Source organism: Brevundimonas sp. AVps5 (genome assembly GCF_058681515.1).
Window position 1 is genome coordinate 172,737 of record NZ_CM178740.1, and the last position, 17,547, is coordinate 190,283.

Here is a 17,547-nt window from a genome sequence, read left to right on the forward strand (position 1 = left end):
TGACCATGGTGGACGTTCGTATCACTCCCAGACACGCCTCGGGCGACAGCCGCCGTGCCGCGCCGGAGCGGGTCGTCGCGGCCACTCCTGTCGCGGCCGTCGCAGCCGTCGTGCAAACGCCGTCCGTGCCCGGTGCACGCCAGCGCCCCGGCCAGTCACTTGCCGGACGCCGCTTCCTCATCGTCACAGCGCCGTTCGGCCCGTTTGGCCGGGCCCTGGCCGAGCAGTTGACGTCCGAGGGTGCCTCGGTGGCCCGGATGCTGTTCAACGCCGGGGACGCGGCCTACTGGCGGCGTTCCGGGGCCCAGCCCTATACCGGCGACGCTCGTCGTTGGCCCGCCCGGCTGGCCAGGCTGGTGCAGGAACAGGGCCTGACCGATCTGATCGTGTTCGGCGAGGGTGGCCCCTACAATCAGGGTGTGCTGTCTCAGGCCAGGAAGCTCAAGGCCGCAACCGCGCTGGAGCCGGACCGGATCCATCCGCTGCGCGTCTGGGTGCTGGAGAACGGCTATTTCCGCCCCGACTGGATCACGGTCGAGGAGAATGGCGTCAACGCCTCGTCGGGCCTGCCACGGGACCGCAAGGCCTACGACCCGCCGATCCCTGAGATGCTGCCGACGCGCCCGGTTGGCAAGATCCTGCCGCACCACGTCATCAACATCAGCCTGTATCACGCCGCCCAGCCGCTGGGCCGGCTTGTGTTCCGTCGCTACGTCTATCCCTATACCCAGTCGCCCTGGCTGCAGTTCGTGGGCCATGTGCGGCGCTATCTATCGCTGACCTTCCGCTCCAAGGCCGAGTCGGACGCGAAGGTGATCCACGCGCGGGGCCCCTTCTTCCTGGCCTGCCTGCAGCGCGAGGGCGACGCCCAGTTGCTGCGCTACTCCCACTACGCGGACAACACGGCCTTCCTGGCGGAGGTGCTGTCTTCGTTCGCCAGGCACGCGGACGCCGAGACGCGGCTGGTGATCAAGAACCACCCGCTGGATCCCGGCCTCGTGGACCTGGCGCGCATGACCCACGTGCTTGCGGTCGAGCGCGGTATCGCCGACCGGGTCGATTTCATCGACGGCGGCAACCTGGCGGCCCTGTGCCGGGCCTCGTCGGGGATGGTGGTCAACAATTCCTCGGCGGCCCTGTCGGCCCTGGGCTTCTCCACCCCGGTCAAGGTGCTGGGCGAGGCCTTCTTCGACATCGGGGGTCTGACTGACCAGCAGCCCATTGACGGCTTCTGGACCAACCCCTTGCCTCCCGAGGACGATCTGTACAAGCGGTTCAAGGCCCACGTGATCAACCGGACCCAGGTCAACGGCAACTATCACGAGCCCAAGGCGCTGAAGCCCACGGCCAAGGCCCTCGCACGCCGGTTCGCGGCGGCGCGCTGATCCGGCAGTTCGGAGCTGCAAAAATCCTGCAGTCCCGAACCGCCGGCACCGCAGACCTCGCAGTCAAAGCCTCAGACCCTGCAATCGCGGGGTGATCGACGGGCGCCTTGTATCCGGATCCGCTTTTCCAACGTAGCTGGGGGTGGTCGCCTGATCGGTAGGCGATGTCCGGAGGTTTCCATGTCCCTTCTGTCCCGGTTGGCCGTCATCGCCGCGCTCAGCATCGCCGCCTGTTCCCCGGGGCAGCCCGCCGTGAGCGCCCCGACTGTGCAGAGCGGTCCCGACAGCGGCCGGCGCGAGGTCGCGCTTTTCGCCGGGGGCTGTTTCTGGTCGGTGGAGGCCAATTTCGAGGCCATGCCCGGCGTGGTCTCGGCGGTCTCGGGGTTCGCCGGCGGGACGGTAGCCAGTCCATCCTATGATCAGGTCGTGCGCGGCGGGACCGGGCATCTGGAGGCTGTCCAGGTCACCTATGACCCGGCGCGGATCAGCTATCGCCAGCTGGTCGATCGATTCTGGCGCACCATCGACCCAACAGATCCCGACGGCCAGTTCTGCGACCAGGGGGCTCCCTACGCCACCGCCGTGTTCGCGACAGTGGCGCAGCGGCCCGTCGCCGAGGCCTCGCGGGCGGCGGCCGTGGCGGTCATCGGCGAACGCCGATTCGTGACGCCGGTCCGAACTGCAGCCCGTTTCTGGCCGGCGGAAAGCTATCATCAGGACTTTGCCCGCCTGAATCCCGTGCGGTATGGAGGTTACAGCCGCTTCTGCGGCCGTGAAGCGCGGCTGCGGGCCGTCTGGGGCCGTTGAGCCTTCCGTGAGTCGGGGTGTGGCGCCGCAGTCACCCCCGGACGGTGTCATACCAACGTCACACAAATGTCGTCGATGGTTCCGAGACCCACCGTAGAGGGGTCAGGATTTCGATATTTGCGGCTCTCTCCGGCCGCCTTCTGACGCGCGCCGGGCGCTGACCCGCACCATCTGGGAATACAAAATGAACTCTCGCACTCGCGTGCTCTGGGCGACCACCGCCCTCGTCAGCGGCATGCTGCTCGCCGGCACCGCCTCGGCCCAATCCACCGGCACTGACGCCGCCGAGGCCACCACTGTCGACGAGGTCGTCGTGACCGGCCAGCGCGGTCCGCGCTCGATCTCGGGCGCCGTCGTTGCCCAGACGGTCGACAAGACCCGGTCGACGATCACGCAGGAGTATATCTCCCGCCAGCAGCCGGGTCAGTCGATTGTCCAAACGCTGAACAATGTCCCGGGCCTGAACTTCACCAACAGCGACCCCTACGGCAACTCGGGCGGCAACATCCGCCTGCGCGGCTTCGACGGTAACCGCGTCTCCCTGACCTTTGACGGTATCCCGCTGAACGACACCGGCAACTATGCGGTGTTCACCAACCAGCAGCTGGACTCCGAGCTGATCGAGCGCGCCTCGGTCAACCAGGGCACGACCGACGTCGACAGCCCGACCGCCTCGGCCACCGGCGGCACCATCTCCTACACCACGGCCCGCCCGCTTGAAGAGCGCGGCGCCCAGATCGTCTCCTCGATCGGCAGCTTCAACTATGGCCGGGTGTTCGGCCGCATCGACACCGGCGCGTTCGGCCCCTGGGGCACGACGGCCTATCTGGCCGGCTCCTACACCGACTATGACAAGTTCAAGGGACCTGGCTCGCTCGAGAAGCAGCAATATAACGGCCGCGTCTTCCAGGACCTCGGCGACGGCGACTTCGCCAGCCTGTCGTTCAACTGGAACGTCAACCGCAATAACTTCTACAACAACTTCAACACCCTGCCGACGTTCAACGCCGGCCTGTCGCCCGAGAACGACATCGCCTGCTTCCGTCCTGCGGGCGTCAGCGGCACGGTGCAGAACGAAGCGACCGGCTCCAGCATCATCAACTATTTCGGCGGCATCGCCTCGGGCAGCTGCACAAATGATCACCGTACCCGGATCAACCCTTCCAACACGGGCAACATCCGCGGCCAGTTCAGCTACGGCCTGACCGACAACCTGCGCCTGACCGTCGACCCCTCGTTCCAGTACGTCATCGCCAACGGCGGCGGATACACCCTGACCAGCGAGCGCGACGACCGCCTCGACCAGAATGGCCTGAACAACGCCGCCGTCACTACGGCAGCCCAGTGCACGGTCGCCACCATCCTCAACACCGGCGTGGACCTGAACCGCGACGGCGACAGCTGCGACAACGTGGGCCTCTACACGCCGTCGAACACCAACACCCGCCGTTACGGCGTGCTCAGCTCGCTGATCTGGGACGCCAACGACGATCACCGCGTCCGGGTCACCTACACCAATGATTACGGCCGTCACCGCCAGACCGGCGAGGCGACCCGCTACAATGCAGACGGCTCGGTGCCGGAAGTGTTCGGCGGCGAAAACACCTGGGGCGACGAAAACCTGCGCGTCCTTGGTCGCGACGGATCCCACCTGCGCAGCCGCGACCGCTACTCGGTCGCCCTGTTGAACCAGGTCTCGGCCGAATACCGTGGCCAGTTCTTCGACGACGCCCTGACCCTGACCCTCGGCGTCCGCGCTCCCTTCTTCACCCGCGACCTGAACCAGTTCTGCTTCTCGCAGAACGGCTCCACGAACGTTCGCTGCACCACCGAAGCCGTGGCCTCGACCCTGGCCAACGGCAATGTGACCTTCGCCTCGACCGGCACGACCCAGTTCATCCGGCCCTACAGCACCGAGATCAAATACGACGCCGTCCTGCCGAACCTCAGCCTCAGCTACGGCTTCCTTGACAACCACAAGATCTACGGCAGCTATGCCGAGGGCTTCTCGGCACCGCGGACGGACAACCTGTACCAGCCGGTCCGGAACCTGGCCGGTGGCCTGGACTTCAACACTGTCGAGCCGGAAACCACCAAGTCCTACGACCTGGGCTATCGCTACACCTCCTCGCGCCTGATCGCGACGGCGGCGGCCTGGTACACCACCTACGACAACCGGATCGTCTCCTCGTTCGACAACGATCCGGCCTCGCCGACCTTCAACCTGTCGGTCGACCGGAACCTGGGCGAAGTGAAGCAGCAGGGCTTCGACGCCTCGGCCGAATGGCTGGTGATGGACACCCTCTCGATCTCGGGTTCGGCCTCGTACAACGACAGCGAAGTTCAGACCAACGTGCCGCTCTCGACCACCACCTTCCTGCCGACCGCCGGCAAGAAACTGGTTGAGACCCCGGAATGGACCTACAGCCTGCGCGCCGCCTGGGACATCACGCCCAACTGGTCTGTCGGCCTGCAGGGCAAATATGTCGACGAGCGCTTCACCACCGACGTCAATGACGAAGTGGTTCCGTCCTACACGGTCGTCGATTTCGACAGCCGCTACGACCTGACCGACACCTTCGGCATTCGCAACGCCTTCGTGCAGTTCAACGTGACCAACCTGTTCGACGAGGAATATCCGGCCTCGATCTCCTCGGGTAACAACGCCACCACCATCGACGTGGATCCGACCGCCGCGGTTGTGCTCCGCACCGGCCAGCTGCGCACCTTCTCGCTCGGCTCGCCGCGCGCCATGGTGCTGACGCTCGGCACGACCTTCTAGGCCACGCCGGACACCAACCGACAGATCAGGGCGGCCCTTCGCGGGGCCGCCCTTTTTCTTTGTCCTGAACCGGCTTTCAGGCCCCGGCATTGAAGTGGGGGGAGGGGGTCGCTATCTGGCGCGGTCCTGCTTCTGTTCCGTCCGCTTGTTCCAAAGGAAGTCTTCCGCCCATGGCCGTCTCGCCGATCCCCGCCGAATGGTCGCCGCACCGGGCCCTGTGGGTCGGCTGGCCCAGCCATGAAGCGCTGTGGGTCGACAATCTCGATCAGGCCCGGGCCGAGGTGGAGGCCCTGGTCCTCGCCCTGGCGGGTCCGGGGCGCGAGCAGGTCAAGCTGATGATCGGCAGCGATGAGGCGCTGGCGGACGCCCGGGCGCGGTTCGACGGCGTGGCGGGCGTCACCGTCGTGCCGGGCCGGTTCGGCGACATCTGGCTGAGAGACACGGGCCCGATCTTCGGTGCGGGCTCCAAGACGGCCGCGGCATTCCGCTTCAACGGCTGGGGCGGCCAGTTCGAGATGGAGTTCGACGACACGGTCGCGGACCAGATCGGCGAACAGTCGGGCACGCCGCTGAGGCGGAACGATTTTATTCTGGAGGGCGGTGCCCTGGATCATGATGGACAGGGGACGATCCTGACCACGCGCCAGTGCCTGTTGAACCCGAACCGCAACACCGGCTGGACCGAGGCCAGGGCCGAGGCCCTTCTGGGCGAGGCCCTGGGTGCCACCCGTGTCATCTGGCTGGGCGACGGCCTGATGAACGACCACACCGACGGCCATGTCGACAACCTGGCCCGCTTCGTCGCGCCGGGGGTCGTGGCCTGTCCGATCGCATTCGGAACTGATGATCCGAATGCGGACGTTTACGACGCCTGCGCCCGTGACCTGTCAGACGCCGGCTTCAGGGTCGTCCGCATCCCGTCGCCGGGTCGGCTGGAAAACGAGGACGGCGAGCCGATCCCGGCCAGCCATATGAATTTCCTGATCGCCAACGGCGCGGTCGTCATACCGACCTATGGCGATGAGACCGCTGCCCGGCTCGCTGGAGAGGCCCTCGCCCCGGTCTTCCCCGATCGCGAGATCATCCTGTCGCCGTCAATCAACGTCCTGACCGGTGGCGGATCCTTCCACTGTATCTCCCAGCAGGAGCCCGCCTGATGGCCCGCACGATTTCCGTAGCCGCCCTCCAGACCTCCTACGGCGAGGATATGGAGACGAACATTGCGAAGACCGCCGATCTCGTGCGCGAGGCGGCGTCGAAGGGGGCGCAGGTGATCCTGCCGTCGGAGCTGTTTCAGGGCCCGTATTTCTGCGTCTCGCAGGAAGAGAAATGGTTCGGCACGGCATATCCGTGGCGCGAGCATCCAGCGGTGATCGCCATGGCCGATGTGGCCAAGGATCTGGGCGTCGCCATCCCGGTCTCGATCTTCGAGCGCGAGGGGCCGCACTATTTCAACTCGATGGTCATGCTGGACGCCGACGGCTCGCCGCTGGGCGTCTATCGCAAGAGCCACATTCCCGACGGTCCCGGCTATCAGGAGAAATACTATTTCCGCCCGGGGGATACGGGCTTCAAGGTCTGGGACACCCGCTTCGGCCGGGTCGGGGTCGGCATCTGCTGGGACCAGTGGTACCCGGAAGCGGCGCGGGCGATGATGTTGCAGGGGGCCGAGGTGCTGTTCTATCCGACCGCGATCGGGTCGGAGCCGCATGACGCCGAGCTCCACACCGCCGAGCCTTGGCGCCGGGCCATGCAGGGCCATGCGGTGTCCAATGTCGTGCCGGTCGTCGGCGCGAACCGGATCGGCCACGAGCAGGTGACCGAAACCGGCCAGAGCTTCTACGGCCACTCCTTCATTGCCGATCACCGGGGCGACCTCGTCGAGAGCTTCGGGGCTGACGAGGAGGGCGTGCTGGTTCACAGCTTCGACCTCGACTACCTCGACCGGCACCGGGCGGCCTGGGGCTTCTTCCGCGACCGGCGGACGGACCTCTACGGCACCCTGACAACGCCGCGTCCGGCCTGACCCGGGGACGGCAGCCAGAGGAAGCCCGTGCTGTTGCCGCTGACGACATTGCCGGTCGCCCGGTCGCGGTCATCGGTGCTCGAGCCGAACGGATAGCCGGCGTCATCGCCGCAGTAGCGCCGGCGGCCCTCCCGTGAGCCGACGACGACGGGTCGGGGGGCCAGCCAGGCCGCGCCCTCGAAGCGGTTGCCGGTGATGACATTGTCCGACGGCGTCTGGTGACGGACCACGCCGTCCTCTCCGCAGTTCCGGTACAGGAAGACGCCGCCGCGCCCGTCGAGCTGGAAGCGATTGCCCTCGATACGATTGCGGGCCGAGCCGTCGACGGCGATCTGTTCGCGCCCGGTGCGGATGTCGAAGGCGACGTTCCGGATCACGGCACCGGCGCTTTCGGCATCCAGATAGACGGCTGTGGAAACTGACCGGCCGCGAAAACCGCCGCCGGTCATGCGGACGCCGGTGACGCCGGGGCCGATGTAGAGGGGGATCGATCCTGTGGCGACGAAGGATACGGCCTCCAGCGACAGGCCTGTCGGAGCTGCAGCCTGAACCGCCGCTGTGTGGCCTGGCGTGCGGGACGAGGTGCGTAAGGCTTCGATGTCGTCGCGGCCGAGGCCCCAGACGCGCAGGTTGCCGTGGATCGTGCAACGGGTGATGCGGACGTCTCGCGGGACGCTCCAGTCGCGGCCATCGCGTCGGGACCAGACGGCGACGGTCGGGTCGCGGGTGGTGCTGGCCCGGCCTGCCAAGCCTACAGAGCCGCCGTTGCAGTCGAGACCCGCGCCCGAGGCCTCGGCACCTTCGAACACGACGTGTCGCCGGATGGAGGCACCCGGCGGCAGGGTGGCGAAACAGGTCAGGCGAATTGCGGACGTATCGGCGTGATCCGGTGCTGTGAGAGCCCCGATCTCGGCTGGCGAGCAGGGACGGGCGACGGCCGGGCCAGGCGCCAAAAGGGCGAGCAGGACCAGGGCCGACATCGATCGCCCTAGGGCAGGGGCGTCGCGAGGGCGGCGCGCTCGGCGGCGCAGGCGGGGCTGGTCAGGCCGGCGGCCCGGGCGCGGGCGATCTCCTCGCGGGCGACGACGGCATCGGCCTGATAGGCCGGCGTGGCGGCGATCCGCTGGAACGTGGCCTCGCCCAGTGTCTCGCCCTGGGCGACATCCGAAGGATAATGCATGGCGCAGACCATGCGGCTGATGCCGATCTCATGGCCGATGCGGGTCGCCTCGGCGGCGCGAGCGGGATCGAGGGCGGCGATGGCTTCGCCATAGGCCGAGCCGACGGTGGCGCTTCCGGACGGATAGGAGGGGCTGGCGCGTCCGGCGGGCGAGACGACCGTGCAGGCTGCGCGCTCCAGATCGGCGCCGACAGGGCGGGGGCGGAAGGCGCGGGCCTTGGCCAATTCCGCAGCCTCGTTGGCGTCATGCAGGATGCGTTCGAGGATCGACGCCAGCCGGGGCGAATCCTCTGCGGTCAGACGAAAGCCCAGGGCGCAGTCGAAATGGGCGAGGGCCAGGGCGGGGCGCAGCTCAGCGTGGCGGGTCGCCAGCATCCAGCGGTCGGTGTTCTCCAGCGCGCGCAGGCGGTCCGAGGCGGCGATGTCGGTCAGATCCTGTGGGGAACCTGCGACGGGTGCCGGCGGCACAGCGTCCGCGAGGGCCTGGAGCGCCGAATGATCCAGATAGCTCGCCGACGGCGTCGCCTGTCGAGCGGAAGCAGGGGCCGCGATGGCGCAGACAGCTGCGAGCATCAGCGCGCCGTGTCTCATTGTCCGGCGCTCCAGGTGAGCTGGACCGAGGTCGGGCCTTCTTCGGTGGCCGAGGCGACGACCTGGAAGCTGGCTTCGGTGTCGGTTCTGGCGGCGCCGTAGGCTCTGGCCTCGCCCTGGTTCATGGCCATGGCGGTGGTGAGCCCGGCGGCTTCCGCGTTGGCGCGGTGGAAGGCGATGACGGCGTCAGGGTCCGCGTCGGTCGTGTAGGTGGCGACCCCGCCCGGACCGGCGGGTCCGGAGGCCGTGACAGCGGGGGCATCGAGGACGCCGCCGGGATACAGGACGGTGAAGGCAGGCGCGCCGGGTGCCGCAGCAGAGCCCCCGGCCGGAGCTGGCGGCGCGACGGTCGTGGTCGGACCGGCGGCGACCGGCGGGGCCGCTTCCACCGGTACAGCCGGTTCGGGGACCTCGGCGGAGGCGGGGCTCTCGGCCTTCGGGCTGCAGGCCGCAGGAAGCGCGGCTGCGCACGAGAGCGCGATAACCGCCAGAAAACGCTTCATTCCGTGTCGTCCCTGAGACCTGTTCTTTCCCTACCGTGGCCTATCGTTGGGGCGGCAGCAAGGCAGTCAGCCGGTCGCGGCGTCTGCATCCGTCGGGGGCCTGCCCTCGCCAGGATCGTCGTCCGCCTCGCCCGGCGCGGGTCCGGTCTTGGCGACGCCGCGCGGGTCGACGTCGGAGGGGGAGGAGGGATCGGCGCTTGCACGGCCCTGATCGGCCATGATCCGGTCCACGGCGGCCTGATCGGGATCGTCGTCGGAGCCCGTGGCGGCACCGCCCTGAAGCGAACCCGCACGGGTGTCTGATCCCACGCCTGAGCCGGTCAGGGCCTCGCCCAGGGCGTCAGGCGTACGACCGAGATCGGGGCGTTCGCCCATGTCCTCGGCTTCGACGGCTTCGGGAGACTCGGGCTTGGGGTCGGTCATTGAGGACTCCTTCGTTCGATCACGGATGAAGGCCCCGCGGCTCCCGCGGTTCCTGAGACTGCACCAAAAGATATATCGTCCACTTGCCAAATCGTAATTAAGATATATCTTTGCGACATGACGAATGACAAGGGAACACATATGTTCGGACATCACGGAATGAAGCACGGCTGGCGCGACCACCGTTGCGGGCCAGAAGGCACAGGTCGCGGCCGCGAAGGCCGGGGGCATGGACGGGGTCGCTTCGGCGGACCCGGCCTGTTTGGCGGACGCGGCGGCCCCGGCCGGCGCATGTTCGGCCCGGGCGATCTGAGGATCGTGGCCCTGGCCCTGATCGAGAAGGAGCCGCGCCACGGTTACGACCTGATCAAGGCGATCGAGGCCATGTTCGGCGGCGCCTATTCGCCGTCGCCGGGCGTGGTCTATCCAACCCTGTCGATGCTGGCCGACGAAGGCCTGATCGCGGGGGTCGAGGACGCCGCCGGCAAGCGCATCTTCACCCTGACGGAGGCCGGACAGGCCTGGCTCGACGAGAACCGCCCGGCCGTCGACGGCGTCATGCAGCGCATGGCCCTGGCGGCGCGGCTGATCTCGGGCGAACAGACGCCGGACGTGGTCAAGGAGGCGCTGCACACGCTGCGTCAGGCCGTGATCATGAAGCCGGGCGACTGGTCGGATCCAGAGACAACGAAGGTCGTCGAGGCGCTGATGAAGGCGGTACGCGAGATCAGCGGGCAGTGAATCCTCCCCCATTGGGGGAGGTGGCGGACCGCGCCTTCGCGGCGTGACGGAGGGGGCTCAACGCAGGCGGCGACATGTGCGGCTGGCCCCCTCCACCACTTCGTGGTCCCCCTCCCCCAACGGGGGAGGATTGAGCGCGGCCCTACTTGCCGAAAAGCTTGGCCCAGCGGCGCTTGTCGCGGTTCTTCCAGGCTCCGCGGTGCCAGGCGTCGGAGGCGATCAGCGGCACGACTGTGGTGGCCTCGGCGAAGACCATCTGTTCGTGGGTCGTCTGGACCTTGCCCCAGGAAGCGGCCTCCTTGAGCGTCGAGGACGAGCAGGCGCCGTCGCGAACGTCGGCGACGGTGATCTGGACCGCATAGCGGTGCATCTCGGCCTCGATGCCGAGGATTTCGGCACAGACGACCGTATCCTGGGCGAAGTTCTTGGGCACGCCGCCGCCGACCATGAACAGGCCGGTGACGCCCGCCGCGATCTTGATGTCGGTCAGTTCACGGAAGTCGGCGACCGCATCGATCATCAGATAGGGTTTGCCCTCTGCGATCCGCTCCTTCTGGTGCTTGACCAGACCGAAGCCGGCCGAGGAGTCGACGAAGGCCGGGCAGAAGATCGGCACACCTTCTTCATAGGCGGTCTGGATCAGGCTGCCGGGCTTCTTCGCATTGCCTTCCGACAGCCATTTGCCCATTTCCCAGATGAACTCGCGGCTGGAATAGGCGCGCGGCTCCAGCGCGTTGCAGATCTCCAGGATGGTGTGATCGCAGTTCTGGAGCTCTTCCTCGTCGATGTAGGTGTCGTAGATCCGGTCGATGTAGTTGTCGCGCAGGACGTTGTCGTCCACCTCGCCGGCGGCCTGGTAGTGTTTGAAGCCCAGGGCCTCGAAGAAATCCATGTCGACGATCGAGGCACCGGTGGCGACGATCGCGTCGATCATGCCGAACTTCACCATGTCGCGGTACACATGCATGCAGCCGCCGGCGGAGGTCGACCCGGCCAGGATCAGCCACGGCGAGCAGTCCTTGTCCTCGATGGCCATCGAGAAGATGTCGGCGGCGCGGGCGGTGTCGCGCGACGAGAAGCTCATCTTGCGCATGGCATCGACGATCGGACGGGCGTCGAAGGAGGTGATGTCGATGTGTTCGACGACGTTCTGGAGCAGCTCGGCCTTGGTGTTTTTCTGAACGGGAGCGTTCATTGCAAGGGTTTCCCTTTGGTTTGAGCGCCCGTCGTCAAAATCAACAGCGGCCCGGACGGAGCGACGGGCTGTTGTGTGTCGTCTAGTCAGAAAACGTGACGAAGGTCAGACGGTTTCGAAGGTCGGCGTTTTCATCGCATTGGCCTCGTTCGCTTGCCGGATCCAGCCAGGAATCAGGACGGCGTCGACGATCCACCAGATCGTCATGGGGATCCCCAGGTAAGGACCGAGCATCCCGGTCATGATCCAGGTCACAAACCCCGCCGCCGCCATGCCGAGCGCCGATTTCCAGCGGCCGACGTAGAAGCGGTGGCCGCCGATCCAGCCCAGGAACAGCCACAGGACATAGCCGATCAGGACCGTACGGCGTCCGTCCCACGGCTTGACCGAGGGATCCGAAGCCATGAACTCAGCATGAGCCATGTCATGCATCATCTGCTGATGGCTGGGCCCCGCCGCGCCGTAGTCGACATTGGGGCCCGGATCGGACGGACCGGACGAGTCGGACATCACATGCTTCCCAAGCTTCAGCTTTCGGGAAGGTGTGGCGCCGACCCGCGCCGTTCACAAGCCAATGCTATTTGCGGCTCTTCCTCCGTTGGCCCGCCTTGCCCTTCGGGCGCGACAGGCGAACGACCTTACGGGCCTGCTCTTCCGCCGTGGTGCGCACGGTCGGGATGGAGCGGGGCGCGAGGCCGTACAGCGAAGCCATGGGGGCGTCCTCGACCATGGCGACGTCATGCTCGCCATAGCCGTTGAATCCGGTCGACATGGCCACGCCATAGGCTCCCAGCATGCCGATCTCGATGAAGTCGCCTTCACGGATATCGGCCGGCAGCCAGAACGGACCAGGCATGTGGTCGATCGAATCGCAGGTCGGTCCGTAGAACTGGAACGGCTTGAGATCGTCCGAGCTTTCGCCGTCCCGGACCAGCTTGGTCGGGAAGGGCCAGCGCGAGTGGGTCGCGTCGAACAGGGCACCGTAGGAGCCGTCGTTCAGATAGAGGGCGTCACCCTTGCGCAGGTCCACGCGGGCCAGGACCGACGAGGATTCGGCGACCAGGGCCCGGCCGGGCTCGCACCACAGCTCGGTCGTCTCCGACACGGGCATGTCGTTGAAGCCGCGATGGATGGCGTCAGCGTATTCGCTCATGTCCGGCGGGACCATGCCCGGGTAGACCGAGGGGAAGCCGCCGCCGATGTCGACGATGTCCACGATGACGCCGGCGCGCGAGATGGCGCGACTGACCTGGGCCATCGCGGCCTGATAGGCGGTCGGGCGCATGCACTGCGACCCCACGTGGAAGCAGACGCCCATCAGCCCCTCCTTGACCGCCTGGCGTGTGGCCAGCAGCAGGGCCGGGGCCTGATCGGCCGAGACGCCGAACTTTCCCGAGAGGGAGTAGGCCGCGCCGTCGGCGGAGACCGCCATGCGCACGAGCAGGTTCAGATCGTCCGCGCCGCCGGTGGCGTCGAGGATCTTCTGCAACTCGTCCTCGCAGTCCAATGAGAAGGTGCGGACACCGTGATCGAAATACGCCCTGGTGATCGCCGAACGGCTTTTCACAGGGTGCATGAAGGCGATACGCGCGTCGGGATCGACGGAGCGCACGAGTTCGATCTCGGCGATCGAAGCCGCGTCATAGCCCTTTATGCCGGCGTCCTTCAGGGCCTCGATGACCCAGCGTGAAGGGTTGGCCTTCACAGCATAGAAGACGTCAGCCTTTAGATTATCCTGGAACCAGCGCGCCGCTACGGAAACCGAACGCGGCCGCACGAGTGCGACTGGACGTTCAGGGGACCGCTCGCGGACCAGGTCCAGGGGAAATGAATACGTGCGCAATTCACGTAAACCCCTGTAATTGTTAAACCCAGCCGGCGTTAGCAGCGCAAACGTGTAGACCTACGGGGTCCGCCGGAAGCGGCCATATGCGGTCACGAGCCTGTCATGTAAAGCGGTTTTTTTGTGGCCATGCGCGACACCTTGTCCGGCCATCTCGCGCCCACGGAACCTGATTTTTCACCTGACGGCCTCGCCGTTTTCAAGGAGTCGCGATATGTCGATCAAGCTTGGCCGTTAAACGGGTCGAGGGCGGCTGGAAGGGCAGTGCTGTGATGAAGATGCGTTTGTTGACTGTCGCGGCCGTGACCGGCCTGCTGATGATCGCGGGTTGCGGCAAGAAGGACGAGGCGGCCGCGCCGAAGCTCAACGAGACCCAGCAGGCGGCCGTCGAGCACGCGCCGCCGCCCGGTCAGGCTCTGTCGCCCGGCGGGGTCAACAGGGTCGTCACCGAGCGCGGTTTCCGCCCCGAAAGCGTCAAGCGCCGCGGTTCAACCTATGTGGTGGATGCGGTCGGCAAGAGCGGCAACAAGGTTCGCATGGTGATCGACGGCAAGGCCGGCCAGATCAAGGGGCTGGACGTCATCCGCTGGGCCCCCGGAGCCAAGCGGATCGCCAAGGGCAGCCGGGGCACCACCTTCGTCAACGACACCTACGAGTTCGGCTACACCCTGCCGGACAGCTATTTCGTCGACTGGATCGTCTATCAGCCGGCCCAGTGGCAGGTGTGGGAGCCCTGGATCGATTACGGCGACGAATATGTCATCGATGACTGGAACGACGTCTACTACGAAGATTACATCGAGGATGTCACCTACGAGGAGTGGGTCGAGTACTACGGCCCGATCGACGATTGGTCAGCCGAAAGCTTCTACGACGACGGCTACTGGGACACGGCAGTCGAGGAATATTACGCCGAAAACACCGACGCCTTCGCCGAAGACTACGGCTACGAATATGCCGCCGAGGTCTTCGAGGAAGACTACTACGCGGCGGCTTCAGAGGCCGAGTATCAGCAGCAGGTCGAGGCGGAGCGAGATGTCGCCAACTACGAGGCTGGGGCCGAGGCCGAGTATCAGCAGCAGGTCGAGGCGGAGCGAGATGTCGCCAACTACGAGGCTGGGGCCGAGGCCGACTACCAGCAGCAGGTTGAGGCGGAGCGAGATGTCGCCAACTACGAGGCGGCGTCAGAGGCCGAGTATCAACAGCAGGTCGAGGCCGAGCGCGACGTGGCCGCCTATGAAGAGACTGTCGAGGACAACTCGGACTACTAGGACGCCTCCAGCCTTCAGGAGACGGGCGACAGCGGCCGGAACGACGGACGCGCAGGCGTGCTGGACGGCGGCGCGGACGTCGTGGCAATAGGGAGGGCCGGAGCGCGCACATCGCGTGATCCGGCGCCTGTCCTCCCAGCTGCCGTCAGCGAGTTCATGAGTTCACCAGCCGCCAGCCCTGCGCCCGGCCTCGTTCTGGCCCGCGACGTGTCCAAGACCTTCGGATCCCGAAAGGCGCTGGACGGCGTCTCGGTGTCGGTCGCGGCTGGAGAAATGGTCGCCCTGATCGGGCCGTCCGGTTCAGGCAAGTCCACCCTTCTGCGTTCGATCACCGGTTTGCAGACCATCGACGCCGGGGCCGGGACGATCAGCGTCTTCGGCGAGACGGTGCAGAAGAACGGCCGGACCACCGGTGCCGTCCGCGCCGCGCGCCAGAAGCTGGGCATGATTTTCCAGCAGTTCAATCTGGTCGGACGGCTGAGCCTGTTTTCCAATGTCATGCTGGGTGCCCTGGGCCGTCTGCCGGGCTGGCAGGGTGTGCTCGGTGCCTGGCCGCGAGCCGATAAGGCGCGGGCCATGGCCGCCCTGCACCGGGTCGGCGTCTCCGACTACGCCGCCCAGCGCGCCAACACCCTTTCCGGCGGCCAGCAGCAGCGCGGCGCCATCGCCCGGGTCCTGGTTCAGGGTGCCAGCGGGATCCTGGCCGACGAGCCGGTCGCCTCGCTGGACCCGGTCTCCGCCCGAAAGGTGATGGAGCTGCTGGTCGAGCTGAACAAGCGCGACGGCCTGGGGATCATCGTCACCCTGCACCAGGTCGACTACGCCATCCGCTACTGCGACCGGGTGATCGCCCTGAAGGCCGGCAAGGTCGTCTATGACGGCCCGTCGTCCAGTCTCGACACCAGGCAATTGATCGACATCTACGGTCCCGAATTCGAGGACGCGTTCTGGGAAACCAAGGCATGACCTTCGCCTCCTTCACTCGCAGGACCGGTCTGGTCGGCGCCGCGATCGTTCTGCTCGGCCTTTCGGCCTGCGGCGGCGGTGACGAAACCAAGGTCGGCGCGCCGACCAGGATCACCTTCTCCATCCTGTCGGCGGAAGGCCAGGCCTCTGCCGGCCCGCTGTGGCAGCCGCTGCTGGACGACATGTCCGAGGCGATCGGCGTTGAGGTCGAGCCCTTCTTCGGGTCGAACTACACGGTGCTGGTCGAGGCCATGCGCGGCAACCAGACCCAGGTCGCCTGGTTCTCGGCCAACTCGGCCGTCCATGCCATTGATCGCGCTGACGCCGAGGTCATCGCCCGCACAGTCAACAAGGAAGGGCTGGACAGCTATCGCTCGACCCTGATCGTCAAGACGGGTTCGGGCATCACGCTCGATCAGGTCCTGGCCTGCGACAAGCGGTTCGACTTCGGCATGGGCGACGCCCTGTCGACCTCGGGCACGCTGGCCCCGATGGCCTTCCTGTTCAATCCACGCAACATCGTTCCGGCCGAGTGCTTCGCCACCGTGCGTTCGGCCAACCATCAGGCCAACGCCTTCGCGGTAGCCACAGGCGTGGTCGACGTGGCGACTTCGAACACGGTCAACACCGTCTTCCTGAACCGCCAGAACCCGGCCATCGCGGCCCAGATCACCGAAATCTGGCAGTCCCCGCCGATCCCGGAATCGGGCATTCTGGTCCGCGGCGACCTCGACCCCGCCACCAAGGAAAAGATCCGCAGCTTCTTCCTGACCTACGGCCAGGGCGAGGGCGTGGAGGCCGAGCGTCAGCGCCGCGTGCTGGCCGGGCTGGAGTATTCCCAGTTCCGCGCGGCCGACGACAACTATTTGAATCCGATCCGCGAGATGCTCGCTGACCAGAAGCTGCAGGAAGCGCGCGCCAAGAACGATGCCGCGGGCGTGGCCGCCGCCGAGGCCGAACTGCAGCGCCTGCGCGCCCTGCGTGAGGTCCAGCCTTGACCGACGGCGGGCATACCGCCGGTTCGATCCCGAAGGCACCGACCAAGTCGATGGGCGCGTGGGCGCTCGACGTCCTGATCTGGGGCGGGGTCCTGGTGCTGCTGATCTACAGCGTCGGCGACGTCGACCTGGGCAACATCGGCAAGCTGTTCAGCAACGCGGAAAGCACGCAAACCTTTGCCAAGGAGCTGCTGAGTCCCGATTTCACCGATTGGCGCATCTTCGTCGAGAAGATGTGGGAAACGATCCAGATCGCGCTTTGGGGCACGTTCATTGCGGTGTTTGCGGCCGTCCCGATGGGACTGGCGGCGGCCCGGAACGTCTCTCCGGTCTGGGTGGTCACACCGGTCCGCTGGCTGATGAACCTGCTGCGTTCGATCCCTGACCTGGTCATCGGCCTGCTGTTCGTGGTCGCCGTCGGCCTCGGCCCGCTGCCGGGCGTACTCGCGATCGCGCTGAACACCGCCGGCGTGCTCGCCAAGCTGTTCTCCGAGGCCGTGGAGTCGATCGACAAGGGACCGGTCGAGGGCGTCCGCGCCACCGGCGCCACCAAACTCCACGAGATCGTCTGGGGCGTGATCCCGCAGGTCGCGCCGCTGTGGACGTCCTTCGCCCTGTACCGGTTCGAATCCAACAGCCGTTCGGCGACGGTCCTCGGGCTGATCGGCGCGGGCGGCATCGGCCAGGTCCTGTTCGACCGGATGAACGCCTTCGACTTCCGCGATGTGTCCGCGATCGTCGTGGTCGTCGTCATCGCCGTGACCCTGATCGACATGCTGTCACAGGCCATGCGCAAACGTCTGCTTTAAGCGTCGCAGATTCGCCTTCGTCGAGAG

Annotated in this window: 17 protein-coding genes; 10 read left to right on the plus strand and 7 right to left on the minus strand. The window is 66.6% G+C overall.

The annotated features are described in order from the left end of the window. Positions 1-5: 5 nt before the first annotated feature. From ACW18A_RS00880 to aguB, 5 genes are all read left to right on the plus strand, one after another. On the plus strand, positions 6-1,385 hold the full coding sequence (locus ACW18A_RS00880) for a capsular polysaccharide export protein, LipB/KpsS family (RefSeq protein WP_492022940.1): 1,380 nt from the start codon (positions 6-8) through the stop codon (positions 1,383-1,385). Positions 1,386-1,565: 180 nt separating this feature from the next. Continuing rightward, positions 1,566-2,192 carry a peptide-methionine (S)-S-oxide reductase MsrA gene (gene msrA, locus ACW18A_RS00885; protein WP_492022941.1) on the plus strand — a complete coding sequence of 209 codons (627 nt, stop codon included), beginning with the start codon at positions 1,566-1,568 and terminating at the stop codon, positions 2,190-2,192. A 184-nt stretch (positions 2,193-2,376) separates the two neighbouring features. Then, a complete protein-coding gene (locus ACW18A_RS00890; RefSeq protein WP_492022942.1) occupies positions 2,377-4,974 on the plus strand; it encodes a TonB-dependent receptor in 2,598 nt (865 codons plus the stop codon). Positions 4,975-5,144: 170 nt separating this feature from the next. Further along, entirely contained in the window at positions 5,145-6,131 is a 987-nt protein-coding gene (locus ACW18A_RS00895) for an agmatine deiminase family protein (RefSeq protein WP_492022943.1), read from the plus strand. Then, entirely contained in the window at positions 6,131-7,000 is an 870-nt protein-coding gene (gene aguB, locus ACW18A_RS00900; protein WP_492022944.1) for an N-carbamoylputrescine amidase, read from the plus strand. Before ACW18A_RS00895 ends, aguB begins: the two co-directional genes overlap by 1 nt. On the opposite strand, the gene ACW18A_RS00905 is transcribed toward aguB, so the two are convergent. The 4 genes from ACW18A_RS00905 to ACW18A_RS00920 form a co-directional block, all read right to left on the minus strand. Then, positions 6,967-7,980, minus strand: a complete 1,014-nt coding sequence (locus tag ACW18A_RS00905; protein ID WP_492022945.1) for a right-handed parallel beta-helix repeat-containing protein — start codon at positions 7,978-7,980, stop codon at positions 6,967-6,969. The two genes, aguB and ACW18A_RS00905, sit on opposite strands and share 34 nt — an antisense overlap. An 8-nt stretch (positions 7,981-7,988) precedes the next feature. Further along, positions 7,989-8,753: a phosphatase PAP2 family protein gene (locus ACW18A_RS00910; RefSeq protein ID WP_492022946.1), complete on the minus strand. Its 765-nt coding sequence runs from the start codon at positions 8,751-8,753 to the stop codon at positions 7,989-7,991. Between the two features lie 14 nt (positions 8,754-8,767). Then, positions 8,768-9,274, minus strand: coding sequence for a hypothetical protein (locus ACW18A_RS00915; protein WP_492022947.1), 507 nt, complete (start codon positions 9,272-9,274; stop codon positions 8,768-8,770). A 66-nt stretch (positions 9,275-9,340) separates the two neighbouring features. Beyond that, a complete protein-coding gene (locus ACW18A_RS00920) occupies positions 9,341-9,697 on the minus strand; it encodes a ribonuclease (protein ID WP_492022948.1) in 357 nt (118 codons plus the stop codon). Positions 9,698-9,838: 141 nt separating this feature from the next. Between ACW18A_RS00920 and ACW18A_RS00925 the strand changes: the two genes are divergently transcribed. Further along, a complete protein-coding gene (locus tag ACW18A_RS00925; protein WP_492022949.1) occupies positions 9,839-10,438 on the plus strand; it encodes a PadR family transcriptional regulator in 600 nt (199 codons plus the stop codon). A gap of 142 nt (positions 10,439-10,580) precedes the next feature. On the opposite strand, the gene ACW18A_RS00930 is transcribed toward ACW18A_RS00925, so the two are convergent. The 3 genes from ACW18A_RS00930 to ACW18A_RS00940 all read right to left on the minus strand — a co-directional run bounded on the left by ACW18A_RS00930 (position 10,581) and on the right by ACW18A_RS00940 (position 13,476). Beyond that, entirely contained in the window at positions 10,581-11,633 is a 1,053-nt protein-coding gene (locus ACW18A_RS00930) for a 1,9-bis(guanidino)-5-aza-nonane synthase (RefSeq protein ID WP_492022950.1), read from the minus strand. A 105-nt stretch (positions 11,634-11,738) separates the two neighbouring features. Continuing rightward, the gene (locus ACW18A_RS00935) at positions 11,739-12,143 is read right to left on the minus strand and encodes a TM2 domain-containing protein (protein ID WP_492022951.1); all 405 of its coding nucleotides are present in this window, start codon (positions 12,141-12,143) and stop codon (positions 11,739-11,741) included. Between the two features lie 67 nt (positions 12,144-12,210). Further along, on the minus strand, positions 12,211-13,476 hold the full coding sequence (locus ACW18A_RS00940; protein WP_492022952.1) for a type III PLP-dependent enzyme: 1,266 nt from the start codon (positions 13,474-13,476) through the stop codon (positions 12,211-12,213). A gap of 278 nt (positions 13,477-13,754) precedes the next feature. On the opposite strand from ACW18A_RS00940, the gene ACW18A_RS00945 reads away from it, so the two are divergent. The 4 genes from ACW18A_RS00945 to phnE all read left to right on the plus strand — a co-directional run bounded on the left by ACW18A_RS00945 (position 13,755) and on the right by phnE (position 17,520). Next, complete coding sequence (locus tag ACW18A_RS00945) at positions 13,755-14,747, plus strand: hypothetical protein (RefSeq protein ID WP_492022953.1); 993 nt, start codon at positions 13,755-13,757, stop codon at positions 14,745-14,747. Positions 14,748-14,903: 156 nt separating this feature from the next. Next, on the plus strand, positions 14,904-15,713 hold the full coding sequence (phnC, locus tag ACW18A_RS00950; protein ID WP_492022954.1) for a phosphonate ABC transporter ATP-binding protein: 810 nt from the start codon (positions 14,904-14,906) through the stop codon (positions 15,711-15,713). Next, positions 15,710-16,711, plus strand: coding sequence for a phosphate/phosphite/phosphonate ABC transporter substrate-binding protein (phnD, locus tag ACW18A_RS00955; protein ID WP_492022955.1), 1,002 nt, complete (start codon positions 15,710-15,712; stop codon positions 16,709-16,711). The genes phnC and phnD overlap by 4 nt, the downstream gene beginning before the upstream one ends. Positions 16,712-16,761: 50 nt before the next feature. Continuing rightward, positions 16,762-17,520, plus strand: coding sequence for a phosphonate ABC transporter, permease protein PhnE (gene phnE / locus ACW18A_RS00960; RefSeq protein WP_492024308.1), 759 nt, complete (start codon positions 16,762-16,764; stop codon positions 17,518-17,520). Positions 17,521-17,547: the final 27 nt, after the last annotated feature.